Origin of the sequence: Hydrogenoanaerobacterium saccharovorans (assembly GCF_016901815.1) — a bacterium.
Classification (GTDB): Bacteria; Bacillota; Clostridia; order Oscillospirales; family Ruminococcaceae; genus Avimicrobium; species Avimicrobium caecorum.
Genome location: NZ_JACSNR010000007.1, coordinates 93,382 through 114,362, shown reverse-complemented (window position 1 = coordinate 114,362; position 20,981 = coordinate 93,382). Strand labels below are relative to the sequence as shown.

The 20,981-nt window shown below is 56.1% G+C and carries 22 protein-coding genes and 1 pseudogene; 18 read left to right on the top strand and 5 right to left on the bottom strand.

What is annotated here, in order from left to right; translation table 11 throughout:
• The first annotated feature begins 7 nt into the window (after window positions 1–7).
• Window positions 8–1,015, top strand: a complete 1,008-nt coding sequence (dctP, locus tag H9X81_RS08075) for a TRAP transporter substrate-binding protein DctP (protein ID WP_204721147.1) — start codon at window positions 8–10, stop codon at window positions 1,013–1,015.
• 169 nt (window positions 1,016–1,184) lie between these two features.
• On the opposite strand, the gene H9X81_RS08070 is transcribed toward dctP, so the two are convergent.
• The 3 genes from H9X81_RS08070 to H9X81_RS08060 form a co-directional block, all read right to left on the bottom strand.
• The gene (locus H9X81_RS08070) at window positions 1,185–2,384 is read right to left on the bottom strand and encodes a MalY/PatB family protein (protein WP_204721145.1); all 1,200 of its coding nucleotides are present in this window, start codon (window positions 2,382–2,384) and stop codon (window positions 1,185–1,187) included.
• Window positions 2,385–2,725: 341 nt separating this feature from the next.
• Window positions 2,726–2,989 carry a hypothetical protein gene (locus tag H9X81_RS08065; RefSeq protein WP_204721143.1) on the bottom strand — a complete coding sequence of 88 codons (264 nt, stop codon included), beginning with the start codon at window positions 2,987–2,989 and terminating at the stop codon, window positions 2,726–2,728.
• Window positions 2,990–3,026: 37 nt separating this feature from the next.
• Window positions 3,027–3,938 (bottom strand): LysR family transcriptional regulator, encoded by a 912-nt coding sequence (locus H9X81_RS08060; protein ID WP_204721141.1) that lies wholly within the window; start codon window positions 3,936–3,938, stop codon window positions 3,027–3,029.
• Window positions 3,939–4,081: 143 nt separating this feature from the next.
• Between H9X81_RS08060 and H9X81_RS08055 the strand changes: the two genes are divergently transcribed.
• From H9X81_RS08055 to H9X81_RS08035, 5 genes are all read left to right on the top strand, one after another.
• Window positions 4,082–5,026, top strand: a complete 945-nt coding sequence (locus H9X81_RS08055; RefSeq protein WP_204721138.1) for a TIGR01212 family radical SAM protein — start codon at window positions 4,082–4,084, stop codon at window positions 5,024–5,026.
• Window positions 5,023–5,580 carry a class I SAM-dependent methyltransferase gene (locus tag H9X81_RS08050; protein WP_204721136.1) on the top strand — a complete coding sequence of 186 codons (558 nt, stop codon included), beginning with the start codon at window positions 5,023–5,025 and terminating at the stop codon, window positions 5,578–5,580. The genes H9X81_RS08055 and H9X81_RS08050 overlap by 4 nt, the downstream gene beginning before the upstream one ends.
• A gap of 101 nt (window positions 5,581–5,681) precedes the next feature.
• Window positions 5,682–6,059, top strand: a complete 378-nt coding sequence (locus tag H9X81_RS08045) for a GntR family transcriptional regulator (protein WP_177503694.1) — start codon at window positions 5,682–5,684, stop codon at window positions 6,057–6,059.
• Between the two features lie 5 nt (window positions 6,060–6,064).
• Window positions 6,065–6,766, top strand: a complete 702-nt coding sequence (locus H9X81_RS08040) for an ABC transporter ATP-binding protein (protein ID WP_191392489.1) — start codon at window positions 6,065–6,067, stop codon at window positions 6,764–6,766.
• Window positions 6,760–7,551: a hypothetical protein gene (locus tag H9X81_RS08035; RefSeq protein ID WP_204721134.1), complete on the top strand. Its 792-nt coding sequence runs from the start codon at window positions 6,760–6,762 to the stop codon at window positions 7,549–7,551. The genes H9X81_RS08040 and H9X81_RS08035 overlap by 7 nt, the downstream gene beginning before the upstream one ends.
• A gap of 394 nt (window positions 7,552–7,945) precedes the next feature.
• Here the strand turns inward: H9X81_RS08035 and H9X81_RS08030 are convergent, their stop codons facing one another.
• Window positions 7,946–8,377: a hypothetical protein gene (locus tag H9X81_RS08030; protein ID WP_204721132.1), complete on the bottom strand. Its 432-nt coding sequence runs from the start codon at window positions 8,375–8,377 to the stop codon at window positions 7,946–7,948.
• A 218-nt stretch (window positions 8,378–8,595) separates the two neighbouring features.
• On the opposite strand from H9X81_RS08030, the pseudogene H9X81_RS12095 reads away from it, so the two are divergent.
• The 9 genes and pseudogenes from H9X81_RS12095 to H9X81_RS07990 all read left to right on the top strand — a co-directional run.
• Window positions 8,596–8,754 (top strand): annotated as a pseudogene (locus H9X81_RS12095) (helix-turn-helix domain-containing protein); the annotation flags it as partial.
• A 74-nt stretch (window positions 8,755–8,828) separates the two neighbouring features.
• Window positions 8,829–9,419, top strand: a complete 591-nt coding sequence (locus H9X81_RS08025) for a LysR family transcriptional regulator substrate-binding protein (protein ID WP_204721130.1) — start codon at window positions 8,829–8,831, stop codon at window positions 9,417–9,419.
• Window positions 9,420–9,482: 63 nt separating this feature from the next.
• Window positions 9,483–11,339 carry an excinuclease ABC subunit UvrC gene (uvrC, locus tag H9X81_RS08020; RefSeq protein ID WP_345941535.1) on the top strand — a complete coding sequence of 619 codons (1,857 nt, stop codon included), beginning with the start codon at window positions 9,483–9,485 and terminating at the stop codon, window positions 11,337–11,339.
• 100 nt (window positions 11,340–11,439) lie between these two features.
• On the top strand, window positions 11,440–11,988 hold the full coding sequence (gene rsmD, locus H9X81_RS08015; protein WP_177503706.1) for a 16S rRNA (guanine(966)-N(2))-methyltransferase RsmD: 549 nt from the start codon (window positions 11,440–11,442) through the stop codon (window positions 11,986–11,988).
• Window positions 11,981–12,502, top strand: a complete 522-nt coding sequence (coaD, locus tag H9X81_RS08010; RefSeq protein WP_177503708.1) for a pantetheine-phosphate adenylyltransferase — start codon at window positions 11,981–11,983, stop codon at window positions 12,500–12,502. The genes rsmD and coaD overlap by 8 nt, the downstream gene beginning before the upstream one ends.
• Entirely contained in the window at window positions 12,499–12,990 is a 492-nt protein-coding gene (locus H9X81_RS08005) for an ATPase (RefSeq protein WP_204721126.1), read from the top strand. The genes coaD and H9X81_RS08005 overlap by 4 nt, the downstream gene beginning before the upstream one ends.
• 515 nt (window positions 12,991–13,505) lie before the next feature.
• A complete protein-coding gene (locus H9X81_RS08000; RefSeq protein WP_204721124.1) occupies window positions 13,506–14,267 on the top strand; it encodes an FAD binding domain-containing protein in 762 nt (253 codons plus the stop codon).
• Window positions 14,264–14,731 (top strand): (2Fe-2S)-binding protein, encoded by a 468-nt coding sequence (locus tag H9X81_RS07995; RefSeq protein ID WP_177503714.1) that lies wholly within the window; start codon window positions 14,264–14,266, stop codon window positions 14,729–14,731. The genes H9X81_RS08000 and H9X81_RS07995 overlap by 4 nt, the downstream gene beginning before the upstream one ends.
• The gene (locus tag H9X81_RS07990) at window positions 14,728–17,016 is read left to right on the top strand and encodes a xanthine dehydrogenase family protein molybdopterin-binding subunit (RefSeq protein WP_204721122.1); all 2,289 of its coding nucleotides are present in this window, start codon (window positions 14,728–14,730) and stop codon (window positions 17,014–17,016) included. Before H9X81_RS07995 ends, H9X81_RS07990 begins: the two co-directional genes overlap by 4 nt.
• A 74-nt stretch (window positions 17,017–17,090) precedes the next feature.
• Here H9X81_RS07990 and sigG read toward each other — a convergent pair whose 3' ends face one another.
• Window positions 17,091–17,855 carry an RNA polymerase sporulation sigma factor SigG gene (gene sigG, locus H9X81_RS07985; protein ID WP_177503718.1) on the bottom strand — a complete coding sequence of 255 codons (765 nt, stop codon included), beginning with the start codon at window positions 17,853–17,855 and terminating at the stop codon, window positions 17,091–17,093.
• A 193-nt stretch (window positions 17,856–18,048) separates the two neighbouring features.
• Here sigG and H9X81_RS07980 point away from each other — a divergent pair, with 193 nt between their 5' ends.
• The 3 genes from H9X81_RS07980 (at window position 18,049) to H9X81_RS07970 (ending at window position 20,929) form a co-directional block, all read left to right on the top strand.
• Window positions 18,049–18,816 (top strand): threonine/serine exporter family protein, encoded by a 768-nt coding sequence (locus tag H9X81_RS07980; protein ID WP_224762446.1) that lies wholly within the window; start codon window positions 18,049–18,051, stop codon window positions 18,814–18,816.
• Window positions 18,813–19,298, top strand: a complete 486-nt coding sequence (locus tag H9X81_RS07975; protein ID WP_204721120.1) for a threonine/serine exporter family protein — start codon at window positions 18,813–18,815, stop codon at window positions 19,296–19,298. The genes H9X81_RS07980 and H9X81_RS07975 overlap by 4 nt, the downstream gene beginning before the upstream one ends.
• An 89-nt stretch (window positions 19,299–19,387) precedes the next feature.
• Window positions 19,388–20,929, top strand: a complete 1,542-nt coding sequence (locus tag H9X81_RS07970) for a S41 family peptidase (protein ID WP_204721118.1) — start codon at window positions 19,388–19,390, stop codon at window positions 20,927–20,929.
• The last annotated feature ends 52 nt before the right edge of the window (window positions 20,930–20,981 follow it).

Sequence of the window (20,981 nt, the reverse complement as noted above, 5' to 3'; positions counted from 1 at the left end):
AGAGCCAATGGGAAATACACACCGGCGTCTGCTTGGAATGACGCTGGCGCTGGCATTACTGGCGACCGGCTGTTCGTCCGGGGAACTGGATTCCCCGTTCCGGCAGAATGAGAGCCTGGAAGTCCGGATTTCTGTATCCAATACCGCAGATGAGACTGAACGGGACGGAATGCGCCTGTTCGTCGATAAGCTGGTGGAGTACAGCGAAGTTCCGCTGGACATCAGTCTGTTCTATGAGGAAGACCCGGAAGCCAGCCTGCTGGCAGGGGAAGCGGACCTGATCTATGTGGATTCAGCTGGCCTGATCCCTTATGACAGCGATTTTGCCATCTATGCTTCGCCGTTTTATTTCCGGGACTACGAGCACATGACCATGACCCTCAATTCGCCGACCTTTATCCAGCTGACCGAGCTGGACTATGCCGAGACTCTCAAGGCACGCCAGCTGGGTGTGTTCTATGGCGGCACCATGATGGTGATGACCAAGGAAAGCCCCATCCGTGCGGTGAAGGATATGCAGGAGTTCACACTGGCAGAGCCCTCTGATTATTACACGGCGGCGGCTTTTGAGAGCCTGTTCGGTGACACAACCGCAGCCAGTGCTACCCTGACCGAAACCTGGCAGGACGAAACAGTCACAGCAATGGAGGTCAACAGTGCCCAGCTGGCGCAGCTTCTGGATGAGGATATGGAGCATGCCTACCTCATCAATACAGCACACCGCATTGAAGTGGACTGGCTGTATGTGTCCGAGGACTTCTACCAGTCAGCAGGTGAGGAGCTGCAGGCAGCTATGAGGGAGGCTTCGGCTTACGCTCTGGCGTATGTGGATGCGGACCGGAACAAGGCCTATGAGGACGCCTATGCCACACTGCAGGAAAGAGGTCTGCGCACCGCCCGGTTCGTCACCGATAACCTGCGCAAGTCCGGCAAGGAACTGCTGACATCGGAAACCGACTTCTTCACCCAGATTGATAAATGCCGGTATGATGCAGTTACAATGATCATCCGGTAAAAACAGAAATACAGTATAAAAGCCACAGCCTTTGGTTGATTCCAGAGGCTGTGGCTTTTTATTCTCCCATGCGTGGTGCGGGAGAGGGGAGAGAGGGAAAGAAAAAGGCTTCGGCAAGAAGCCGAAGCCTTTTAAGCTATGAGAGAAGTTAGCAGGTAATCAGCGACAATTACTTGGCGTTGAATACATACTTGTCCAGACGATCCATAGCGTCGATAACACGGGAGTGCGGAACTGCCAGGTTAACACGAATGGCGAAGGGACGGTTGAAGGGACGACCATCCTGCCAGATAACACCAACAGCTACACCGGCCTTCAGCAGGTCGTCCATAGACATGTTGTGCTCCTTGCACCACTCTTCGCAATCCAGGTACAGCATGTAAGTACCCTCGGGCTTAGCAAGCTTAACGCCCTTGAAGTTCTTGCAGATGTAGTCATAAGCGTAGTTAACGTTGCTGCTCAGAACTTCCAGCAGTTCGTCAACCCACTCACGACCGGTCTCGCTGTAAGCGCCAACCAGAGCATGCATCGACATAACGTTGATGGAGTTGTAGTGAGACAGGGAAGCAACCTTGTCCATACGCTCACGCAGGTACTTGTTGAAGATTACATGGTAAGAACCTACCAGGCCAGCCAGGTTGAAGGTCTTGGAAGGAGCGTACAGAGCGATGGTACGCATCTTGGCATCCTCGGAGATTTCCTGGGTAGGAGTCTGAACGTTGCCGTTCATAACCAGGTCAGCCCAGATCTCATCGGAGATAACGATGCAGTTGTTGTTCTTGTAAACTTCCATAGCCTTCTCAATTTCCTCGCGGGTCCATACACGGCCGCAGGGGTTGTGGGGGTTACAGAAGATGCAGACATGGATATGATTTTCCTTGATCTTCTTATCCATATCCTCGTAGTCCATTCTCCAAACGCCCTCTTCGTCTCTGTAGAGCTCAGAGTGAACGATCTTACGACCGTTGTTGGTAATGGTACCGGTGAAGCCGATGTAAGTAGGAGAGTGGATCAGGATGGGCTCACCAGGAGCGGTGAAAGCCTGCAGAGCGGTAGCAACGCCGCCCAGAACGCCGTTCTCGTAACCGATAGCTTCCTTGGTTACAGTAGCATGATGTCTGTCGGCATGCCACTTGATGATTGCATCATAGTACTCATCAGAAATCGGGAAGTAGCCGTACAGAGGATGCTCAGCACGCTTGATCATTGCTTCCGGAATGGTAGGAGCAGTAGCGAAGTTCATATCAGCAACCCACATCGGGATCTTAGAGAAGCCTTCCTTAACTGTTGCACCGGGGATCGGGATAACGTTGGCCGCGGAGGAGTCCTTACCAGTACGGTCAATGATCGACTCAAAATCGAATTTCATAGTGGAAAACCAACCTTTCTTATATCTTGTGATACACCGGTATATCTTTGGACAAGGGGAAACATATAAGCGGGATTGCGCGGTTCCGCTTAACCCTTACCTTTGGCTTTATTATACACCTTCTATGGATTGAATGCAATTAGAAATAAAATTTTGGTGCAAACTATTCAAAAAACTGACAGCTGAAAGGAAGGATTTTGAAAACAGGCAATTTTGTGTTGTCGTATTAGATAAAAGAAAATGATGTTTTTTGTGGTAAATAGATATGAAAAACCGGTACAAAGGATTTTTGTACCGGTTCAGAGGGTGAAAGGGTTTGTTAAACTGACGAAACAGGAATGTTAAAAGCGGATGCTCCACTTGGTTTTCCGAACCGGACGCATCCGGCGCAGGTTTCCGGTGAGCTTCTCCCAGGGGGAGCGTCTGCGGTCGGCGATCTTCTTGCCGGTCACAACGGCGGCGATGAGCGCGGCCAGGATCACCGCAGCGGCAACACCGGCCCGGATCACCGGACGGAATACCTTGCTGGCCATGATGGAGGTTGCGGTCAGGGCTGCCGCAGCCATACGCAGGTTCTGGGAAAGCGGACAATGGTTCTGTTTCATAATAAATACCAGCCTTTCTGTTGGTTAATGGGTCCTGTTATAAATGGATGTGCGAATCCTTCTCGTCCCGGAGTTCCTCTTCGATGAGGCGTTTGGCTGCCAGCGGCATGGGAAACTGAGTGGGCGTGATCAGGCACATGCTGCGGCGTGTAATGGGATCAGCCAGCTGCAGCTTGAAGAGCTGTCCCCGGTCCAGATAGGGCTGGGCGAAATCCTGGGTCACATAGCCGATTCCCAGTCCGCGCAGGGCAAACTGCACGATGAGGTCACTGGTGGCAAGCTCAAATTCCGGCTGTACCACACACCCTTCCTGGACGAACAGATTGTCGATATAGCGGCGGCTGCTGGTTTTCTTCTCCAGCATGGTCAGCGGGTATTTGGCAAGCTCCGCCAGGGAGAGGGTCTTGCCTTTGAGCCCGATGAACTTGATTCCGGCAACAAAGCAGTCCTGGATTTTCCGCACCGGTGTGACAGTCATCCATTTGTCGCTGATGACCGGTGTGGTGACGATTCCAAAGTCGATTTCCCCGGCACGCAGCGCCTTGACTGTTTCAGGGGTCGGGCCGTTGGTGACCCGGATCTTCACATTGGGATACTTGGAATGGAAGCTCTCCAGATAGGGGAGCAGATAGTACTGCAGGGTCATATCGCTGGCGCCGATGCGGATCTCACCGGCCTGCAGCGCATGAATATCCCGGAACATATTCTCAGCCCGCAGGAAATAATCATAGCCCTGGCTGATCAGGTTATAGAGCGCTTCCCCCTCGGGGGTCAGCCGGACTCCCTTGGAAGTACGGTTGAACAGCCGGGCATCCAGCTCCGTTTCCAGATGCTTGATGGCCTGGCTCACCGCCGGCTGGGAGATAAACAAACTGTTGGCTGCGGCTGAAATACTCCCCAGCTTTGCCACATTGTAAAATACCTTGTAGTATTCCAGACTGATGTTCAACGGTTTTCTCCCTCCCAGGACAGATTCGGTCACTTTTATCATATCCTTTCGCTGCCGGGAAATCAACTGTCTGGCCCTGGAGGGATTGTAATTTTTTCGTGAACCGTGTATCATTTTATCCGAATGGGAAAGGGGACGAAGCGATGCAGAATCCGTTTGAATACAGTGATACCAACAAGCGTTATCACACGCTGGAATATGAGAACCGCCGCCGGTACGGGGGACGGGTGGTGAAAGTCCCGCTGGATGCGGGGTTCACCTGCCCGAATATCGATGGATGCCGGGGACGGGGCGGATGTACCTACTGTTCCTCCCGGGGCAGCGGCGAGCATGCCGGTCTGCCCGGCACACCCCTGATGGAGCAGTTTCGGGCGGGGATCGAAGCCAGCCGGAGCAAGTGGCCTGAGGCACGGTATATCCCGTATTTCCAGGCGCATACCAATACCTATGCTCCGGTGGAGGTGCTCCGGGAGAAGTTCGAGCCGTTTATCGGACTGCCCGGCACAGTGGGACTGAGCATCGCCACCCGTGCGGACTGTCTGCCGCCGGAGGTGCTGGACTATCTGGAGGAGATCGCCCGCCGCACCGACCTCACTGTGGAGCTGGGGCTCCAGTCCGCCTTTGACAGCACCGGGGAGCGGATCAACCGCTGTCACAGCTATGCGGAATTTACCGCTGCGGTCACCGAGCTGAAGAAGCGGGGCATCCGGGTGTGCGTCCATCTCATCGATGGACTCCCCGGGGAGGATCGTGCCATGATGCTGGAAACGGTGCGCCGGGTGGCGAAGCTGCCGGTGGACGCTGTCAAACTGCACCTGCTCTATATTATAAAAGGGACGGTCATGGGACAGGAGTACCTGGAGGGCAAGGTGCGGGAGCTTTCGATGGAGGAATATGTGGGCATTGTCTGCGATCAGCTGGAACTGCTGCCGCCGGAAGTGGTGATCGAACGGATCACCGGGGACGGCGAGGAGGCAACACTGCTGGCGCCGCTCTGGAGTCTGAAAAAGCGCCGGGTGATGAATGCCATTGATAAGGAGATGGCCCGCCGGAACAGCTGGCAGGGCAAAGGGAGGGAAACCAAATGAAAACACGCTCGATTACCGAGGTTGCCAAGAGCTTTCTGAATGAGGAGATCCCGAAGGATGGGATCATCTGCGATTTTACCATGGGCGGCGGTCACGACACCCTGTATCTTTCGGATCTGGTGCCGGAGGGGAAGGTCTATGCCTTCGATATCCAGCCTCTGGCGCTGGAACGCACCCGGAAGCGTCTGGAGGAGGCAGGCGGACGCCCCAATGTCCAGCTGATCCTGGACAGCCATGAGAACTTCGACCGGTATGTCCCGGGGGAGTTTGATGCAGGCATGTTCAATCTGGGATACCTGCCCACCTCTGACCATGTGGTCACCACCAAGGCGGAAACCACCATGGCAGCGGTATCCAAGGCGCTGGAGCGGGTCAAGGTCGGTGGAACGGTTGTGGTTGTCGTCTATCCCGGACATCCTGAGGGCAAGCGGGAGGGCGAACTGCTGCTGGAATTCGCATCGTCGCTCAGTGACCGGAAATATGACGCCACCTATTACCGTCTGATCAATATCCCGGATTGTCCGTTTATCCTTGCGTTCCAGAAGCGTCAGTGACCCAAAGGGGAGAATTACCGTTTTTTCCTTGACATGGAAATCAATGGGCTGTATTATTGTATTGAACGATTGATACAAGTGAAACCGAAAGGAGGGAGGCTGTGAACTGGACTTTTACCAATGACCGGCCGATATATCTTCAGCTGACCGAGCGGCTCGAGCGTGAGATCGCCTCGGGGACACTGGCCCCGGGCAGCTGGGTGCCGCCAGTGCGGGAACTGGCGGGAAAACTGGGGATCAGCCCCAATACAGTGCAGCGGGCCATGTATGAGATGGAACGCAGCGGACTGATTGTATCCAGAGGTACCGAAGGCAAGACAATCACCGAGGATACAGCCCGGATCGAAAGTATCCGGCAGGACCTGGCCCGGCAGACACTGGAAGCCTTTTACCGGGAGATGGGCCGGTTGGGCTACACAAGGGAAGAAAGCCTCCGGCTGGCAGAGGAATACAGTCTGCCGGCAAGCGGAAAGGAGTGAGGATTATGCAGAATATCATCCTGCAGTGCAGGGATCTCAGTAAGAGTTACGGCGGCAAAATGGCGCTGGACCATGTGAACCTGGAGGTATTTTCCGGGCGGATCGTAGGACTTCTGGGACCCAATGGCAGCGGCAAGACCACCCTCATCAAACTGGCGAACGGACTGCTGGCGCCCACTTCCGGCGAGATCCGGATCAACGGGTACCGTCCGGGGATCGAAACCAAACGGATTGTATCCTATCTGCCGGATAAGGAGTATCTCAACAACTGGATGCGGGTCGGGGACCTGGTGGAGTTCTTCAGCGAGTTTTACAGCGATTTCCGGGAGCAGCGTGCGCTGGAAATGCTTACCCATCTGAATATCTCCACAGGCGACAAGCTGAAAAACCTCTCCAAGGGCAACAAGGAAAAGGTACAGCTGATCCTGGTAATGAGCCGGGAGGCGAAGCTGTATCTGCTGGATGAGCCCATCGGAGGGGTGGACCCGGCAGCACGGGAATATATCCTGCGTACCATTATCGGCAACTACAATCCCGATGCCGCTGTGCTGATCTCCACCCATCTGATCGCTGATGTGGAACCGGTGCTGGATGATGTTATTTTCATCGACCGGGGTCATATCGCCCTGACCGCTTCGGTGGATTACATCCGGGAAGAGAAGGGCAAGAGCGTGGACGCATTGTTCCGGGAGGTGTTCCGATGCTGATCAAACTGCTGAAATACGAGTTCCGGGCGGCGTTCCGGGAACTGATTACCCTGTATATCGCGCTGCTGGGCATTGCCTCTCTGCTGCGCCCGTTCTATCTCTACAATCTTTCCGGCTCACTGACAGGGATCACCGTCTTTGTTTATGCCGCGCTGATTGTCGCTGTAATGGTCATGTCCTGCATTACCATTATCCAGCGCTTTTCCAAGACCATGCTGGGCCCGGAAGGTTACCTGATGCATACCCTGCCGGTATCCGCAACTGTACATATCTTCTCCAAGCTGATCACCGCCATGGTGATTGTGGTGGCAGGCTTCCTGGTGGGTACCATTTCCATGCTGATCATCGCAGCGGACTCCTCTTTCTTCCTGCTGCTCCGCTCATTCTGGGAGGAGTTCATTCTCTTCCTCTATGATCTGTTCGGACAGAATGGTCTGATCGTGGGACTGGAGTTGATTCTGCTGTCCCTGTCCAAATCCGCATGCGGAATCCTGATGGTCTACACCGCGGCCTGCATCGGACACCTGTTCTACCGGGGAAGAGCTGTGATCGCTGTGTTCTCCTATGTTGTGATGACAGCTGTGCTCGGCGAGGTCACCGCGTTTGTCAATGCCTTGCTCCGCACAGCCATTGCCACCGCACAGACGGCATTTCTCCCTGGTCTGGGCACCGCCACTTACTCCGGCGATGAGCTGCTCCCTCAGCTGCTGACTTCGCTGCTGCTCTGCGTCGGACTGTTCTATGCTGTGCGCTATATTCTGGAAAACCGCCTGAACCTGGAATAATTCCGCAGGTGAGAAGAAATTCCCAAGAAACAAAACAAGGCATCCGCCGGACAGCGGGTGCCTTGTTGATTGCCTGGTTTTTCTGCCTGCTCCCGGAGGGACAGCCTGCTCGGACTTTGATTGCTGCGATGGACTTGCCGCCTGTGGGAAGCTCCGGCTTTGCGGCACAGCGAGCGATGACCGCATGGGGGAGGACAGTCCGCAGCAGGCACCAGCGGCAGGGAGGATAGCCCAGAGGCAATCCCAGTAGTAGCATTGCAGTCCGGGCAGGAGGAAGAACAGGCCGGGGTCAGTTCCGAAGGGGGTGCTTTAGCCTGGATGGAAGAAGTGCTCGCCGGGACAGGGGATAGAAAGGCAAACAAAAAGGACACACCGAAGTGTGTCCTTTTTGCGTCTACATGAGGTGCATGCGCACCTTTTCAGGAAACCATAATCGATCGAATATCAGGTGAACTCGTAGGAAACGGTCGGGCGAACACCCTGCTTGTAGCGGATACCGGAGTAAACAACCGCGATAACAAGGAACAGAGCGTTGAAGACGAGCAGCATCGGATTCGAGCGGATCGAGTTGATCATGAATGAAGCCTGGATCAGGATAACGATTCTGGTTACCAACGCCGAAGAAGGCCAGGCCGATGAAGAAGGTTGCAACGCCCAGGGCGACAGCCTTTTCAGGAGCACCGGGAACCAGTGCGATGAAGTACTGTGCGAAGGAGAGCGAGTACATAGCCAGGGTCATCTTGGTGACGATGTAGATGATACCGTAGTAACCGGACCAGCGTTCACCAACGGGGATACTGAACTGAGTATACAGGCCGCCTCTCATTCGGATACAGCTGGAGATGAAGATTTTGAACAACACACACTGAAGAAATAGTTTGTAGAAATAGTATAAAATCTTTCAATGATAGAGGAATCTGTTATGTTTATTATGGAATTCTTCTTAAAATATGTCCAGTATCTTATTATAATAGACTTGTAGGTTTTGCCTATGATTGTAAATCTGATGATAAACCGGAAGGTGGATTTATACAATATAATCAATTGCGTTATGCAGTGAAAATCAGCGAGACCCATAGCTTTTCCCAGACGGCAAAAGAGCTGTTTATCATGCAGCCATCGCTTTCTCAGCAGATTATCAAGCTGGGAAAAGAGCTTGGAGTGCGGTTGTTTGAGCGGAATGGCAATACGGTAATTTTAACAAAAGTGGGCGAAAATTTTATCAAAGATGCTAAACAGGCAATTTTGAGTTTTGAACAAATTAAATCGGACATGAAATGTTCTCGATATGCCGGGAAAGAGCGTCTGCGCATCGCTATACGATCCACGATATTTCTGTACTCCAGTCCCAGTTCCCGAAAATCGCATTATCCCTGCCTTATCAGGACAGTGTGGAGCTCCGTCAGATGCTCCTGTCCGGGGAACTGGACGGTGCGTTCCTGCTTCCCGGGCACACTGAAGGCATCGCCGGATTTGAGCGGTGGGATCTTCCGTATCGGATTTATGCATTGATTTCTCCGGATAATCCGCTCAGTCAGCGTTCCACCCTCAGTCTTAGGGATCTTTCCGGTCAGCGGCTGCTGCTCACCGGCACGGATAAACAGGCGTTTTCCACCGTTGTGCATCTCATCAGCCGGGCGGATATGCAGGTGGAGTTATATCTGCCCCAGGAGGGGGAGAACCCCATGGACGACCGCAGCGTAGCCTTTGTGCCGGAGGGAGGACATGTCCCGGAGCAGTACCGGAACTGCGAGATCGTGCCCATGGCGCTGTTTGACCTGTATGGCATCAGTTTTCTGGTGCACCGGCAGTATCAGGAGAACGATCTGATCCGGGCGATGGTCCGGCATTTTACCGGAAAGGACTGATCAGCCCTTTTCAACCCGGAGCTTTTACACTATAATATGTAAAGACAAATCTGAAATCAGGGGGTGTTGATCCTATTGGACGCACAGATTCTGAAATCACTCAAGGAAAAAGTTCATAAGCTCCCCATGCAGCCGGGAGTTTATATTATGAAGGATAAAAACAATACCGTTATCTATGTGGGCAAGGCCAAGAAGCTCAAGAACCGGGTATCCAGCTACTTCCGGGCCATCGATCATCATCTGCCCAAGGTCTACAAGATGGTGCAGAATGTAGTGGATTTTGACTACATCGTCACCGACAGCGAATTTGAAGCGCTGGTGCTGGAGTGCAGCCTGATCAAGCTGCACAACCCCAAGTACAATATCCTGCTCAAGGACGATAAGGGATACAGCTATATCAAGATCACCAATGAACCTTTCCCGCGTATTGTGTCGGACAAGAACCACCTGGACGACGGCAGCGAGTACATCGGGCCGTATATGTCCGGCTTTGTGGTGAACCAGACAGTGGACGAGGTGAACAAGGTCTTCCAGCTGCCCACCTGCAGCCGGAAGTTCCCGGCGGAGTTCGGCAAGGGACGCCCCTGTCTGAATTACCACATGAAGCTCTGTATGGGGCTTTGTCAGGGGAAGGTCCCCCAGAATGAGTATGCGGAGATCATCGCCCAGGCCAAGAACTACATCCACAACGGCGGCGACCTCACCGAAGAGCTGACCCGCAAAATGGAGGAGTGCGCTGAAAAGCTGGAATTTGAGAAGGCAGCCCGGTACCGGGACCGGATCATGGCCATCCGCAAGATCGGCGACAAGCAGAAGGTGATCTTCTCCAAGGTGGAAAACCAGGATGTGCTGGGCTTTGTGGCCACCGATAACAACTCGGTCTGCTCGATGCTGATCTTCCGGGGCGGACGGCTGGTGGACAAGCAGGACTATCTGCTGGGTGAGCCGGGTGCGCTGGACGAGATGCGCCGGGAGTTCATTGCCCAGTACTACACCACGCCGGACCGCATTCCGCCGCTGGTAACAGTGGATGGGGAAGTGGCGGACCAGGAGCTGCTGGCAGGGCTGCTCAGTGACCGTCTGGGCCGCAAGGTGACCATTCACATTCCACAGCGCGGTGAACAGGCCCGGCTGGTGGAGATGGCGCTGAAGAACTGTGCCCAGACTCTCTCCCACGAAACAGACAAGACCGGGCGGGAGATTGCGGCGCTGGATGAGCTGGCAAAGACCCTGGGCATGGAGACGCCGCCCTCCTATATTGAGGCATACGATATTTCCAACTTCGGAGCGGCGACCAAGGTAGCGGGCATGGTGGTGTTTGAAAACGGCAAGCCGCTGCGGTCCGCCTACAAGAAGTTCACCATCAAGACGGTGGAGGGTACCGATGACTACGCCTCCATGCAGGAGGTAATCGGACGGCGTCTGGCACGGTATGAGCAGGAGAAGGACACCGGACGCGGATTCGGACGGCTGCCCGACCTGATCCTGCTGGACGGCGGACAGGGGCACCTGAATGCGGTACAGCCCATCCTGGAAGCCTTCGGGCTTAAAATCCCAATGTATGGCATGGTCAAGGATGACCGTCACCGTACCCGGGCCATTGCCAGTGACGGCGGCGAGATCTCCATTTCCGCCCATAAGCGGGCCTTCAATCTGGTGACCGCCATTCAGGATGAAGTCCATCGGTTTTCCATCACCTATTCCCGGTCCAAACATCGCAAGAGCGGTCTGGAATCGGTTCTCACCGGAATCCCCGGCATCGGCAAGACCCGTGCGGCGGCGCTGTACCGGCATTTCAAGACAGTGAAGGCCATCTCTGCCGCCAGCGAGGAGGATCTGCTGGCAGCTCCGGGTATGACCCGTCCCGCCGCGGAAGCGGTGTACGGGTATTTCCATCCGGCGGAAAGTGCTCCGGAGTGAATGTCGGAAGGGTCCGGCACGGCTATTGACAAGAGCCGCCAAAACCATCATAATAGATGATGAATCAGTATCGTTCCGACAGGACGGAGGAAAGAACTTTATGAGAGTAATTACAGGAATTGCACGCGGCAGAAAGCTGCGTTCGCCTGATGGATATGATGTGCGTCCCACCACCGAAATCACCAAGGAAGCGCTGTTCAGCATTCTGCAGTTTGAGCTGGAAGGCGCCCGGGTGCTGGATCTGTTCGCCGGTTCGGGACAGCTTGGAATTGAAGCACTGAGCCGGGGCGCCGGATTCTGTACCTTTGTGGATTCGGCACGGGCTTCCCAGGATCTGGTGCGGCAGAACCTCACTTCCACCGGCCTGGGCGCCAATGCCCGGGTGATGCCGATGGATTATCTGGCCTTTCTGCAGAGCACCCGGGAGACCTTTGACATTGCCCTGCTTGACCCGCCCTATGCCAAGGGCATGATCGATCAGGCGCTGCCGCTCCTGGCGGAGAAGATGTCCGAATCGGGCGTGATCGTCTGTGAAACCGATAAGAAAGAAGAACTGCCTGCTCAGGCCGGTCCCTTTGGGATTTATCGGGAATACCGGTATGGAAAGAGCAAGCTGACGGTATACCGTCGGAGGGATTCCGATGAATGAGAGAATCGCAATTTGTCCGGGCAGCTTTGACCCGGTCACCATGGGACATCTGGATATTATCCGCCGGGCATCGGTGCTGTTCGATAAGGTAATTGTGCTGGTGGTTGTGAACCCTGTAAAGAATACCAGCTTTACACCGGAAGAGCGGGTGGAACTGATCCGCAAATCGGTGGAGGGAATCCCCAATGTGGAAGTGGATCTCTATATGGGGCTGCTGGTGGATTATGTACGCAGCAAGGGTGCTGTTGCCATTGTCAAGGGACTGCGGGCCATGTCGGATTTCGAGTACGAATTCCAGATGGCGCTGATCAATAAGAAGATGCTGCCCTATGCCGAGACCATCTTCCTCACCACAGCGGCGAACTATCAGTACCTGAGCTCCAGCCTGGTAAAGAATGTGGCAACATTCGGCGGCGACATCAGTGATCTGGTGCCCCGTGCGATCCATGATGAAGTAGTAGCCCGTCTGGGCAATGCGGATATGGCAAAACTTGGGAAGGAGGCCTTGATGTGAATATCGAAGAAATTCTGGATATGCTGGATGAACTTCTGGACCGCGCCTGGAATCTTCCGCTGAGCGGGGGACGGTGCGTGATCGATGCAGAAAAGGTACGGGAGATGGTGGATGACATCCGCCTGAATCTTCCGGATGAGATCAAGCAGGCCAAGGCCATTGTCAAGGACCGCACCGAGATTCTCTCCTCTGCCAAGAGTGAGGCAGAGGCTATTGTCCGCAAGGCAGAAGAGCGTGCCCGGGTGATGATCGCCCAGGACGAAGTGATGAAGCAGGCCCAGGCCAAGGCTACTGAAATCGTAACCCAGGCCCAGACCAAGTCCAAGGAGATCCGGCAGGCCTCCCAGGAATTTTCGGACGAGGTGCTGCGCAAGGCAGAGGAAAGCCTGGCTGGCTCGCTGACAGAAGTGCGTCAGACCCGGCAGGCACTCAAGGGCGCTCAGCGTCAGTTTGCCCAGCAGAACAATTCCCGTTCCCAGCAGGGCTGATTACCCCCAAATATCCCGAGAGCTGTCAGAGTTGCTGGCAGCTCTTTTTTGCTGTCTGGCTGGGCAGCGGCGGCGGTGTACAAGCCGGCATGGCGCCTGAAGCAGGGGAGTTTTCCACATACAGAGCACCGATTCCATAACCTCACGGAGAAAAACAGGCGCCTTGTGCGTATTGGTGTTTTTTTGTGCTTTTCGTGTTGTGCATCTGTCAGGAGTGTACAGTTTTTGGCTTTTTTGTGAAAAAGCGTCCGGAAAGGATGGCTTTTTTCACGGAAAAATGGTATAGTGTACTTCGTCAATCATGGTTTTTTGACAACTGATCCGCACAGCCCGGACAATCGGACGGTGCGGCCAAAACAGGCCCTGCTGTTCTTCGGAATGACAGGGCTTTGTTTTGTGTGTACGGGAATCTGTCGGACATCGACAAGTTTCCCGACTTCTGGTACAATAATGGAAAAGGGTTCTCAGCCGGTGCAGACATGCCGGCAAAATCAGAATAGAGGAGAGATGGAGCTTTGTTTACAGCAGAGCGATATGTGCGTCCTGCCACACTGCAGGAGGCATTGGAACTCAACCGGAAACGCAGCAGCACGATCCTGGGCGGAGGCTGCTGGCTGCGTCTGGGCAGGAAGCGCATCGGCACGCTCATTGATCTGAGCGGCCTGGGCCTGGATCAGATCGAGGAACGGGATGGCTGGGTGCGCATTGGCGCAATGGTATCCCTGCGTCAGCTGGAGACCAGTGCGCTGCTCAAAGAGCGGTTCGGAAGCCTGTTTGCCGATATGACCGGTCATATTGTCGGGGTGCAGTTCCGGGAGTGCGCCACATTCGGCGGAAGTGTCTGGGGACGGTTCGGTTTTTCGGATATTCTCACCGGGCTCCTGGCGCTGGACTGTGAAGTGGAACTGGCAGAGGCCGGACGGATTCCGCTCCGGGACTTCGCTGCCCGGAAGGCAGACCGGGATATTCTGGCGGCAGTCTGGGTACAGCTGGACGGACGGAAGGCAGTGTACCATACTGTGCGCAATGCCGGTACCGACTTCCCGGTGCTGGCCTGTGCTGTTTCCTGCGGGGAAGGGGAGACTGCTTATCGCCTGAGCATCGGTGCCCGTCCCATGAAGGCGGTATCGCTGGAGGTTACACCGGATACGCTGGAAACTGCCCTGGATGCGGTATCCTTTGGCACCAATCTCCGGGCGGGAGCCGCCTATCGCCGGCACCTGGCATCGGTTCTGGCAAACCGGGGCATCCGGGAACTGGAGGGGGAACAGGCATGAATATTACTGTGACACTGAATGGTACGGTGCGCACTGCCGAGGTGCGTCCCGATACGACCTTGTTTGATTTCCTGCGGGAGCAGGGCTGTTACTCGGTAAAATGCGGATGCGAGACCTCCAACTGCGGACTCTGCACCGTCCATCTGGACGGACATCCGGTGCTCTCCTGCAGTGTGCTGGCAGTCCGGGCAGATGGTCATACCATCGATACCCTGGAGGGACTTCAGGAAGAGGCGGCTGCCTTCGGTGCCTGTCTGGCAGACGAGGGCGCAGAGCAGTGCGGTTTCTGCAGCCCCGGCCTGATTCTGTCGGTACTGGCAATGGCCCGGGAACTTCAGAACCCCACCGATGATGAGATCCGGCACTATCTGGCAGGCAACCTCTGCCGGTGCACCGGATACCAGGGTCAGCTGCGGGCCATCCGCCGGTACCTGACCGAGCGAAAGGAGGCCAGCCGGGCATGAGCGAAGCAAAATTTGTCAGCCGGGCAGTCCGCAAAAAGGACGCCCAGGCACTGATGACCGGCAAGCCGGTATATACAGGCGATCTGGTGCCGGCAGGCGCCCTGACCGTCAAACTGCTGCGCAGTCCCCATGCCCGGGCCTGGATCGAGGAGATTGACTGCACCGCAGCGATGAAGATCCCGGGTGTAGTGGCGATCTATACCTGGCAGGATGTGCCCCAGAGCCGGTTCACAACCGCCGGACAGACCTATCCTGAGCCCAGCCCCTATGACCGTCTGATTCTCGACCGGCAGATCCGCTGTGCCGGAGATCCGGTGGCCATCGTGGCAGCGGAAACCCCCGAAGCAGCCCGCAAGGCCCTGGACCGCATCAAGGTGCGCTATCAGGTGCAGGAGCCGCTGCTGGACTTCACCAAAGCCAAGGATAACCCCATTGTGGTGCATCCGGAGGAGAACTTCCGGACCCTCTGCGATGTGGGGACCGACGCCAGCCGCAACCTCTGCAGCACTGAGCAGAGTGAGGTGGGCGATGTGGAAGCGGAGCTGGCTGCCAGTGAGGTGGTGCTCACCCGTACCTATCATACCAAGGCCAACAGCCAGTCGATGATGGAGACCTTCCGCACCTTCTGCTACCTGGATGAGTACAGCCGCCTGTGTGTGGTCAGCTCCACCCAGGTGCCGTTCCATGTGCGCCGCATCCTCTCCAATGCCCTGGAGATGAAGAAGGCGGATATCCGGGTCATCAAGCCCCGGATCGGCGGCGGCTTCGGCGCCAAGCAGAGCTCGGTGAGCGAAGTATTCCCGGCTTTTGTCACCCGCATGACCGGCAGACCGGCCTACCTGGAATACACCCGGCAGGAGAGCCTGACCAACGGTTCGCCCCGGCATGAGATGCAGCTTACGGTACGCATTGGTGCCGACCGGGACGGCACGCTCCGGGCCATTGATCTCTATGTGCTGTCCAATGCGGGCGCTTACGGCGACCATGGCCCTACCACCATCGGCCTGGCGGGACACAAGTCCATTCCGCTCTATGGCGGACTGCGGGCGTCCCGGTTCAGCTGCGATGTAGTCTACACCAACACCATGGGTGCGGGTGCTTACCGCGGTTACGGTGCCACCCAGGGCATTTTTGCTGTGGAGAGCGCTGTCAACGAGCTGGCGGCAGAGCTGGGCATCGACCCCTCGGTGATCCGGGAGAAGAACATGGTGCGGGAAGGCCAGATTATGCCGGCTTACTACAATGAGCTGTGCGGAAGCTGTACCCTGGACCGCTGCCTGGCCCGGGCCAAGGAGATGATCGGCTGGGACGAGAAATATCCCCGCCGGGTGCTGCCCAACGGACACATCCGCAGTGTGGGTCTGGCGATGGCGATGCAGGGAAGCGGCATTTCCGGCGTGGACATTGCCAGCGTGGAGATCCGCCTGAATGACGATGGATTCTACACCCTGCTGGTGGGCTGTACCGATATGGGTACCGGCTGTGATACCATTCTGGCCCAGATGGCAGCGGACTGTCTGGACTGCGACTATACCGATATTTCGGTGCGGGGCGTGGACACCGACCAGTCCCCCTACGACACCGGTTCCTATGCTTCGTCCACCACCTATGTCACCGGTATGGCGGTGGTCAAGACCTGTGAGGTGCTCCGGGAAAAGATCCTGCGGCAGGGTGCCTCCATGCTGGGAGTTTCCGAGGAGGAGGCCGAGTTTGACGGCAAGCGGGTCTGGACAGCAGACGGACGGGAGGTCAGCCTCTCGGAGATCGGCTATGCCAGCTTTGAGGGACACAACCGCTGTCTGTCGGCGAGCGAGTCCCATTCGTCGCCGGTATCGCCGCCTCCCTTTATGGTGGGTGCCGCGGAGATCGACCTCGACCCCGAAACCGGTGAGGTCCAGGTGGTGGACTATGCCGCTGCTGTGGACTGTGGTACGGTTATCAACCCGGCTCTGGCCCGGGTGCAGACCGAGGGCGGTATTGTACAGGGCATCGGCATGGCGCTCTATGAGGACGTCTGGTACAATGCGGACGGACGCATGGTGAGTGATTCGCTGATGCAGTACAAGATTCCCACCCGGCTGGAAGCAGGCAGAATCCAGGTGGAGTTTGAGAGCAGCTATGAGCCCACCGGCCCCTTCGGTGCCAAGAGCATCGGTGAGCTGGTGATCAATACTCCGGCTCCGGCGATCCTGGGTGCGATTCTGAATGCCACCGGCGTGGCGTTCCATACTCTGCCGGTTCGTCCGGAGGATATTGCCATGGCTAAGAAGCCATCGGATTGCTGATAAAAGCAAAACACCCTGTCCTGGCCCCATAAAGGCAAGACAGGGTGTTTTTTGGTATATTGGGGCAGGGGAGATCAGAGGCTCTCCTTGATTTTACGGATGGCGTTTTTCTCCAGACGGCTGATCTGTGCCTGGGAGATGCCGATCTCCTCAGCGACTTCGGTCTGGGTCCGTCCCGCCAGGAACCGCAGCGAGAGGATCTTTTTCTCCCGGTCACTCAGCAGGCCGATGGATTCCTTGATTGCCATCTCATCGATCCAGTCATGGTCAGTGACGCCGCTGCCGATCTGGTCCATCACATAGATGGGATCGCCGCCGTCCGAGTAGATGGGCTCATAGAGGGAGACCGGCTCCACAATGGCGCCGAGTGCCTCATTGACCGCCCGTTCGTCCAGGCCGATGTCCTGGGCGATCTCCGCCGAGGAGGGCTCCCGGTGCAGCTCGGCTGTCAGGGCTTCCCGGGACTGCATGGCCTTGTAGGCGGTGTCCCGCAGGGAACGGGAGACCCGCACCGCGTTGTTATCCCGGAGGTATCGGCGGATCTCCCCAACGATCATGGGGACAGCATAGGTGGAAAAGCGTACATCAAAGGCCGGGTCAAAGTGGTCGATGGCCTTGATGAGCCCGATACAGCCCACCTGAAACAGGTCATCGGGATTTTCACTGCGTCCGGCGAACTTCTGCACCACACTCAGCACCAGCCGGAGATTTCCGCTTACCAGCTGTTCCCGGGCAGCCGGGTCACCCTGCCGTGCCAGGAGCAGGAGCCGTGTCTTTTCACTTTCCGGCAGGGTTTTCAGCCGGGAGGTATTGACGCCTGTGATCTCCACTTTGTTCATCTGTTGTTACCGTCCTTACTTCGTTTGGTGATACTGGAAGTATGGGCGGAGTACAGCTGTCCATGCAGCAGGATACCAGTGGGAAAATTTCCCGGAAATTGGGCGGAAGCCTTGTATTTTTCCAATTTGCCCGATATAATCGGAATGGAACAGCCCGACTGATCAAGATAACAGCAGGTGATATGATTTGGAAATGAAGGAAATCCTGGCAGCTTCGACTGCATTGGGATTTGACATACTCAGCCACGGAGCGGAAACCTATCGTGTGGAGGAGAGTATTACCCGGATGTGCGCGGCTTATGGGTATCAGAATACCGATGTGTTTGTGATCCCCTCGAGTATTGTGGTGACCATCACCGATGATACCGGTGCCTATCTCACCCGGACCCGCCGGATTCTGAGCCGGGATACCGATCTGGACAAGGTGGATAAGCTCAATGCCCTCTGCCGCCAGATCTGTGAACAGATCCCGGAATACGGGGAGATCATGGCCCGGCTTCAGGAGATCGAACAGGGTCCGGTATACAGCATGCCCATGCAGTACTTCGGGTTCGGTATGATCTCTGCCTTTTTCACCCTCTTTTATGGCGGTGTCCTGGTGGATGCGGCTGCTGCCTTTGTGCTGGGCGTACTGCTCAAAGTGGTGATCCATCAGCTGGAAAAGCTGGAGGCCTCGTCCTTCTTTGTCAATATTGTGGGAGGCGCGTTCACGGCCTGCGGCTGCTATCTGGCGGTGAAGGCGGGATTTGCCCTCAGCCAGGATAAGATGATCATCGGCATGCTGATGAACCTGGTTCCGGGTATTGCGCTGACCAACGCCATGCGGGAGTTCATCGCCGCGGATCTGATCTCCGGCATGATCAAGTTTGCGGAAGCAGTGGTCACTGCCATTGGCATTGCCATTGGGGTAGTGGTATCGCTGGCAATCTTCACTCCCTTCCTGGAGGTGCTGCTGGTATGAAACTGAACCTCACTCCTGATATGATCCTGCCCTGCATCTATGCGTTCTTTGCCTCTTTCGGGTTCAGCTATGTCTTCAACCTCCGGGGCAAGAATATGTTCTATGCTGCTCTGGGCGGAGGGCTCAGCTGGTTTGTCTACCTGCTCTTTGCCGGCTGCTTTTCCAGCGATGTGCCGCAGTTCTTCCTTTCGATGGTGGCAGTCTCCCTCTATTCCGAGTATATGGCCCGGAAACACCACTCCCCGGTGACAGTTTATCTGGTGATCTCCTATATTCCGCTGGTGCCCGGCGGCGGTGCCTATTATACCATGGAATATCTCGTGGGCGGAGAGACCCAGCTTGCCATGGAAACCGGAATCCATACCCTGTTTGTAGCGGGTGCCATTGCCATGGGCATTGTGCTGGTGTCCTCGATGACCCGGATTCTGGCAGCCTATGGGCGCCGCAGGCGGGAGAAACAGGAATCCTCTGAATCCGCCTGACCTTCGCCTTGGATTTATACAAAAATGGCTCCTCTGGATCGGCTCCGGGAGAGCTTTTGTGTTACAATGGTAGGCAGGGAGGGAAACGCATGAAGAAAGCGGGAATTTTGCTGGCAGTGCTGGCAGCTGCCATTTTGCTGAAAACCCAGGTCTGGGATCGTCTGACCCGGCCCAGCGCCGCAGAGAATAACCTGGACCGGGCCTATTCCATTACCGAGATCCAGTCTGCCGCTGATGACTTGTACAGCGGGTTCGGATTGCTCCCGGAGGACTTTGAATGGGAGGCAGCCTGTCGGGAGTCCTATTATCAGGCAGCCGAGACAGGGTCGGAATATGATTATTACCTGGAGCTCTGCCGGCTGACCGCCCAGCTCCAGGACGGACATACCACGGTGATTCCGCCCAAAGGAAGCGACCTGTTGGGCAATCTGCCGCTGGCGCTCTGCCATATCGAAGGGGAGTACTATGTCCGGGAGACGCTGGATGCTGAAGAACTGCCACTGCTGAGCCGGCTTACCAAGGTGAACGGCAGCGATGTCCATGCCTATTTCCAGGGACATGTTGCGCCCTATGTAGGCGTGCAGACACCGGATACCCAGGAGGAGCGCTGGGCGAACTTCCTCTGTACCCAGGGCGAGCAGGGGAGTGAAGTGACACTGGAATTTGAGCTGCCGGACGGCACAGAAAAGGAGCTCACCTATACCTACAAGGAGCTGGGACTGTTTGACATGGGAGGCCATGAATCCCAGCTGGTGTTCCAGTGCGGGGAGGAGCAGCTCTATGATTCGGATGCCTTCGGGCTCTACCGGCTGGAAAGCGGCACGCCCACAGAGGAGAGCATTCTGGTAGTGCAGGTAAAGACACTGACCGCAGACCCGACAGCCTTCCGGGAGGAATATGAGCAGGAGATCCTGTCCCGGCTGTCCGGGGTGAAGGGGTGCATTCTTGATTTCCGCACAAGCGGAGGCGGGAACTCTCTCAACGGTATGACAGTGCTGGCGCCCTTTGTGCCGGACGAAACCATCCGGACTGTCGGAGGGGGCAGTTCGCTTTACCAGTTGCAGGATTCCCGCCTGATGACGCTGGCCTGGTTCCAGTCCATGGATTCCGATACCCTGTACCGGCTGGGGCTTGACGGGCAGACCCTCCAGAATATGCGGGAGCTCTACCCGGACGAGGTGTTTGATACCGGCAGCCAGATGCTGGAGGGACGGTACTGTGTGGAAGAGAGCGACTTTTCCGCTCTGCTTGAGCTGGATGAGGGGGACTACCCCTTCCAGGGGCTTCCCAAGTGCAGTACGCCGGTGACGGTGCTGTTTTCGCACTTCAGCGGTTCGGCAGTGGATACCACAGCTGACTATGCCAATGCCTGGGGTCTGACCACCATCGGCACCCATACTGCCGGCGCTACGGGGAATCTCATGGTGGTGCCGCTCTGCACCGGGTATGCTGTCACTTTTTCCGGCTCACGGCAGATCGCCAGTGATGGTACTGACATCCAGAACAATGGTGTCCAGCCCAGAATCGAAGTGCCGGTCTCGCTGGAGGCGTTCCGGACAGGACGGGATGCCTGCCTGGAGCGTGCGGCAGAGGAGCTGGAGCAAATGGCCTCCGGAGCCTTGACAGAATAACAAAACAGCCGTCCGTCTGCAAGTGCAGCAGCGGACGGCTTGTTTTATAAGG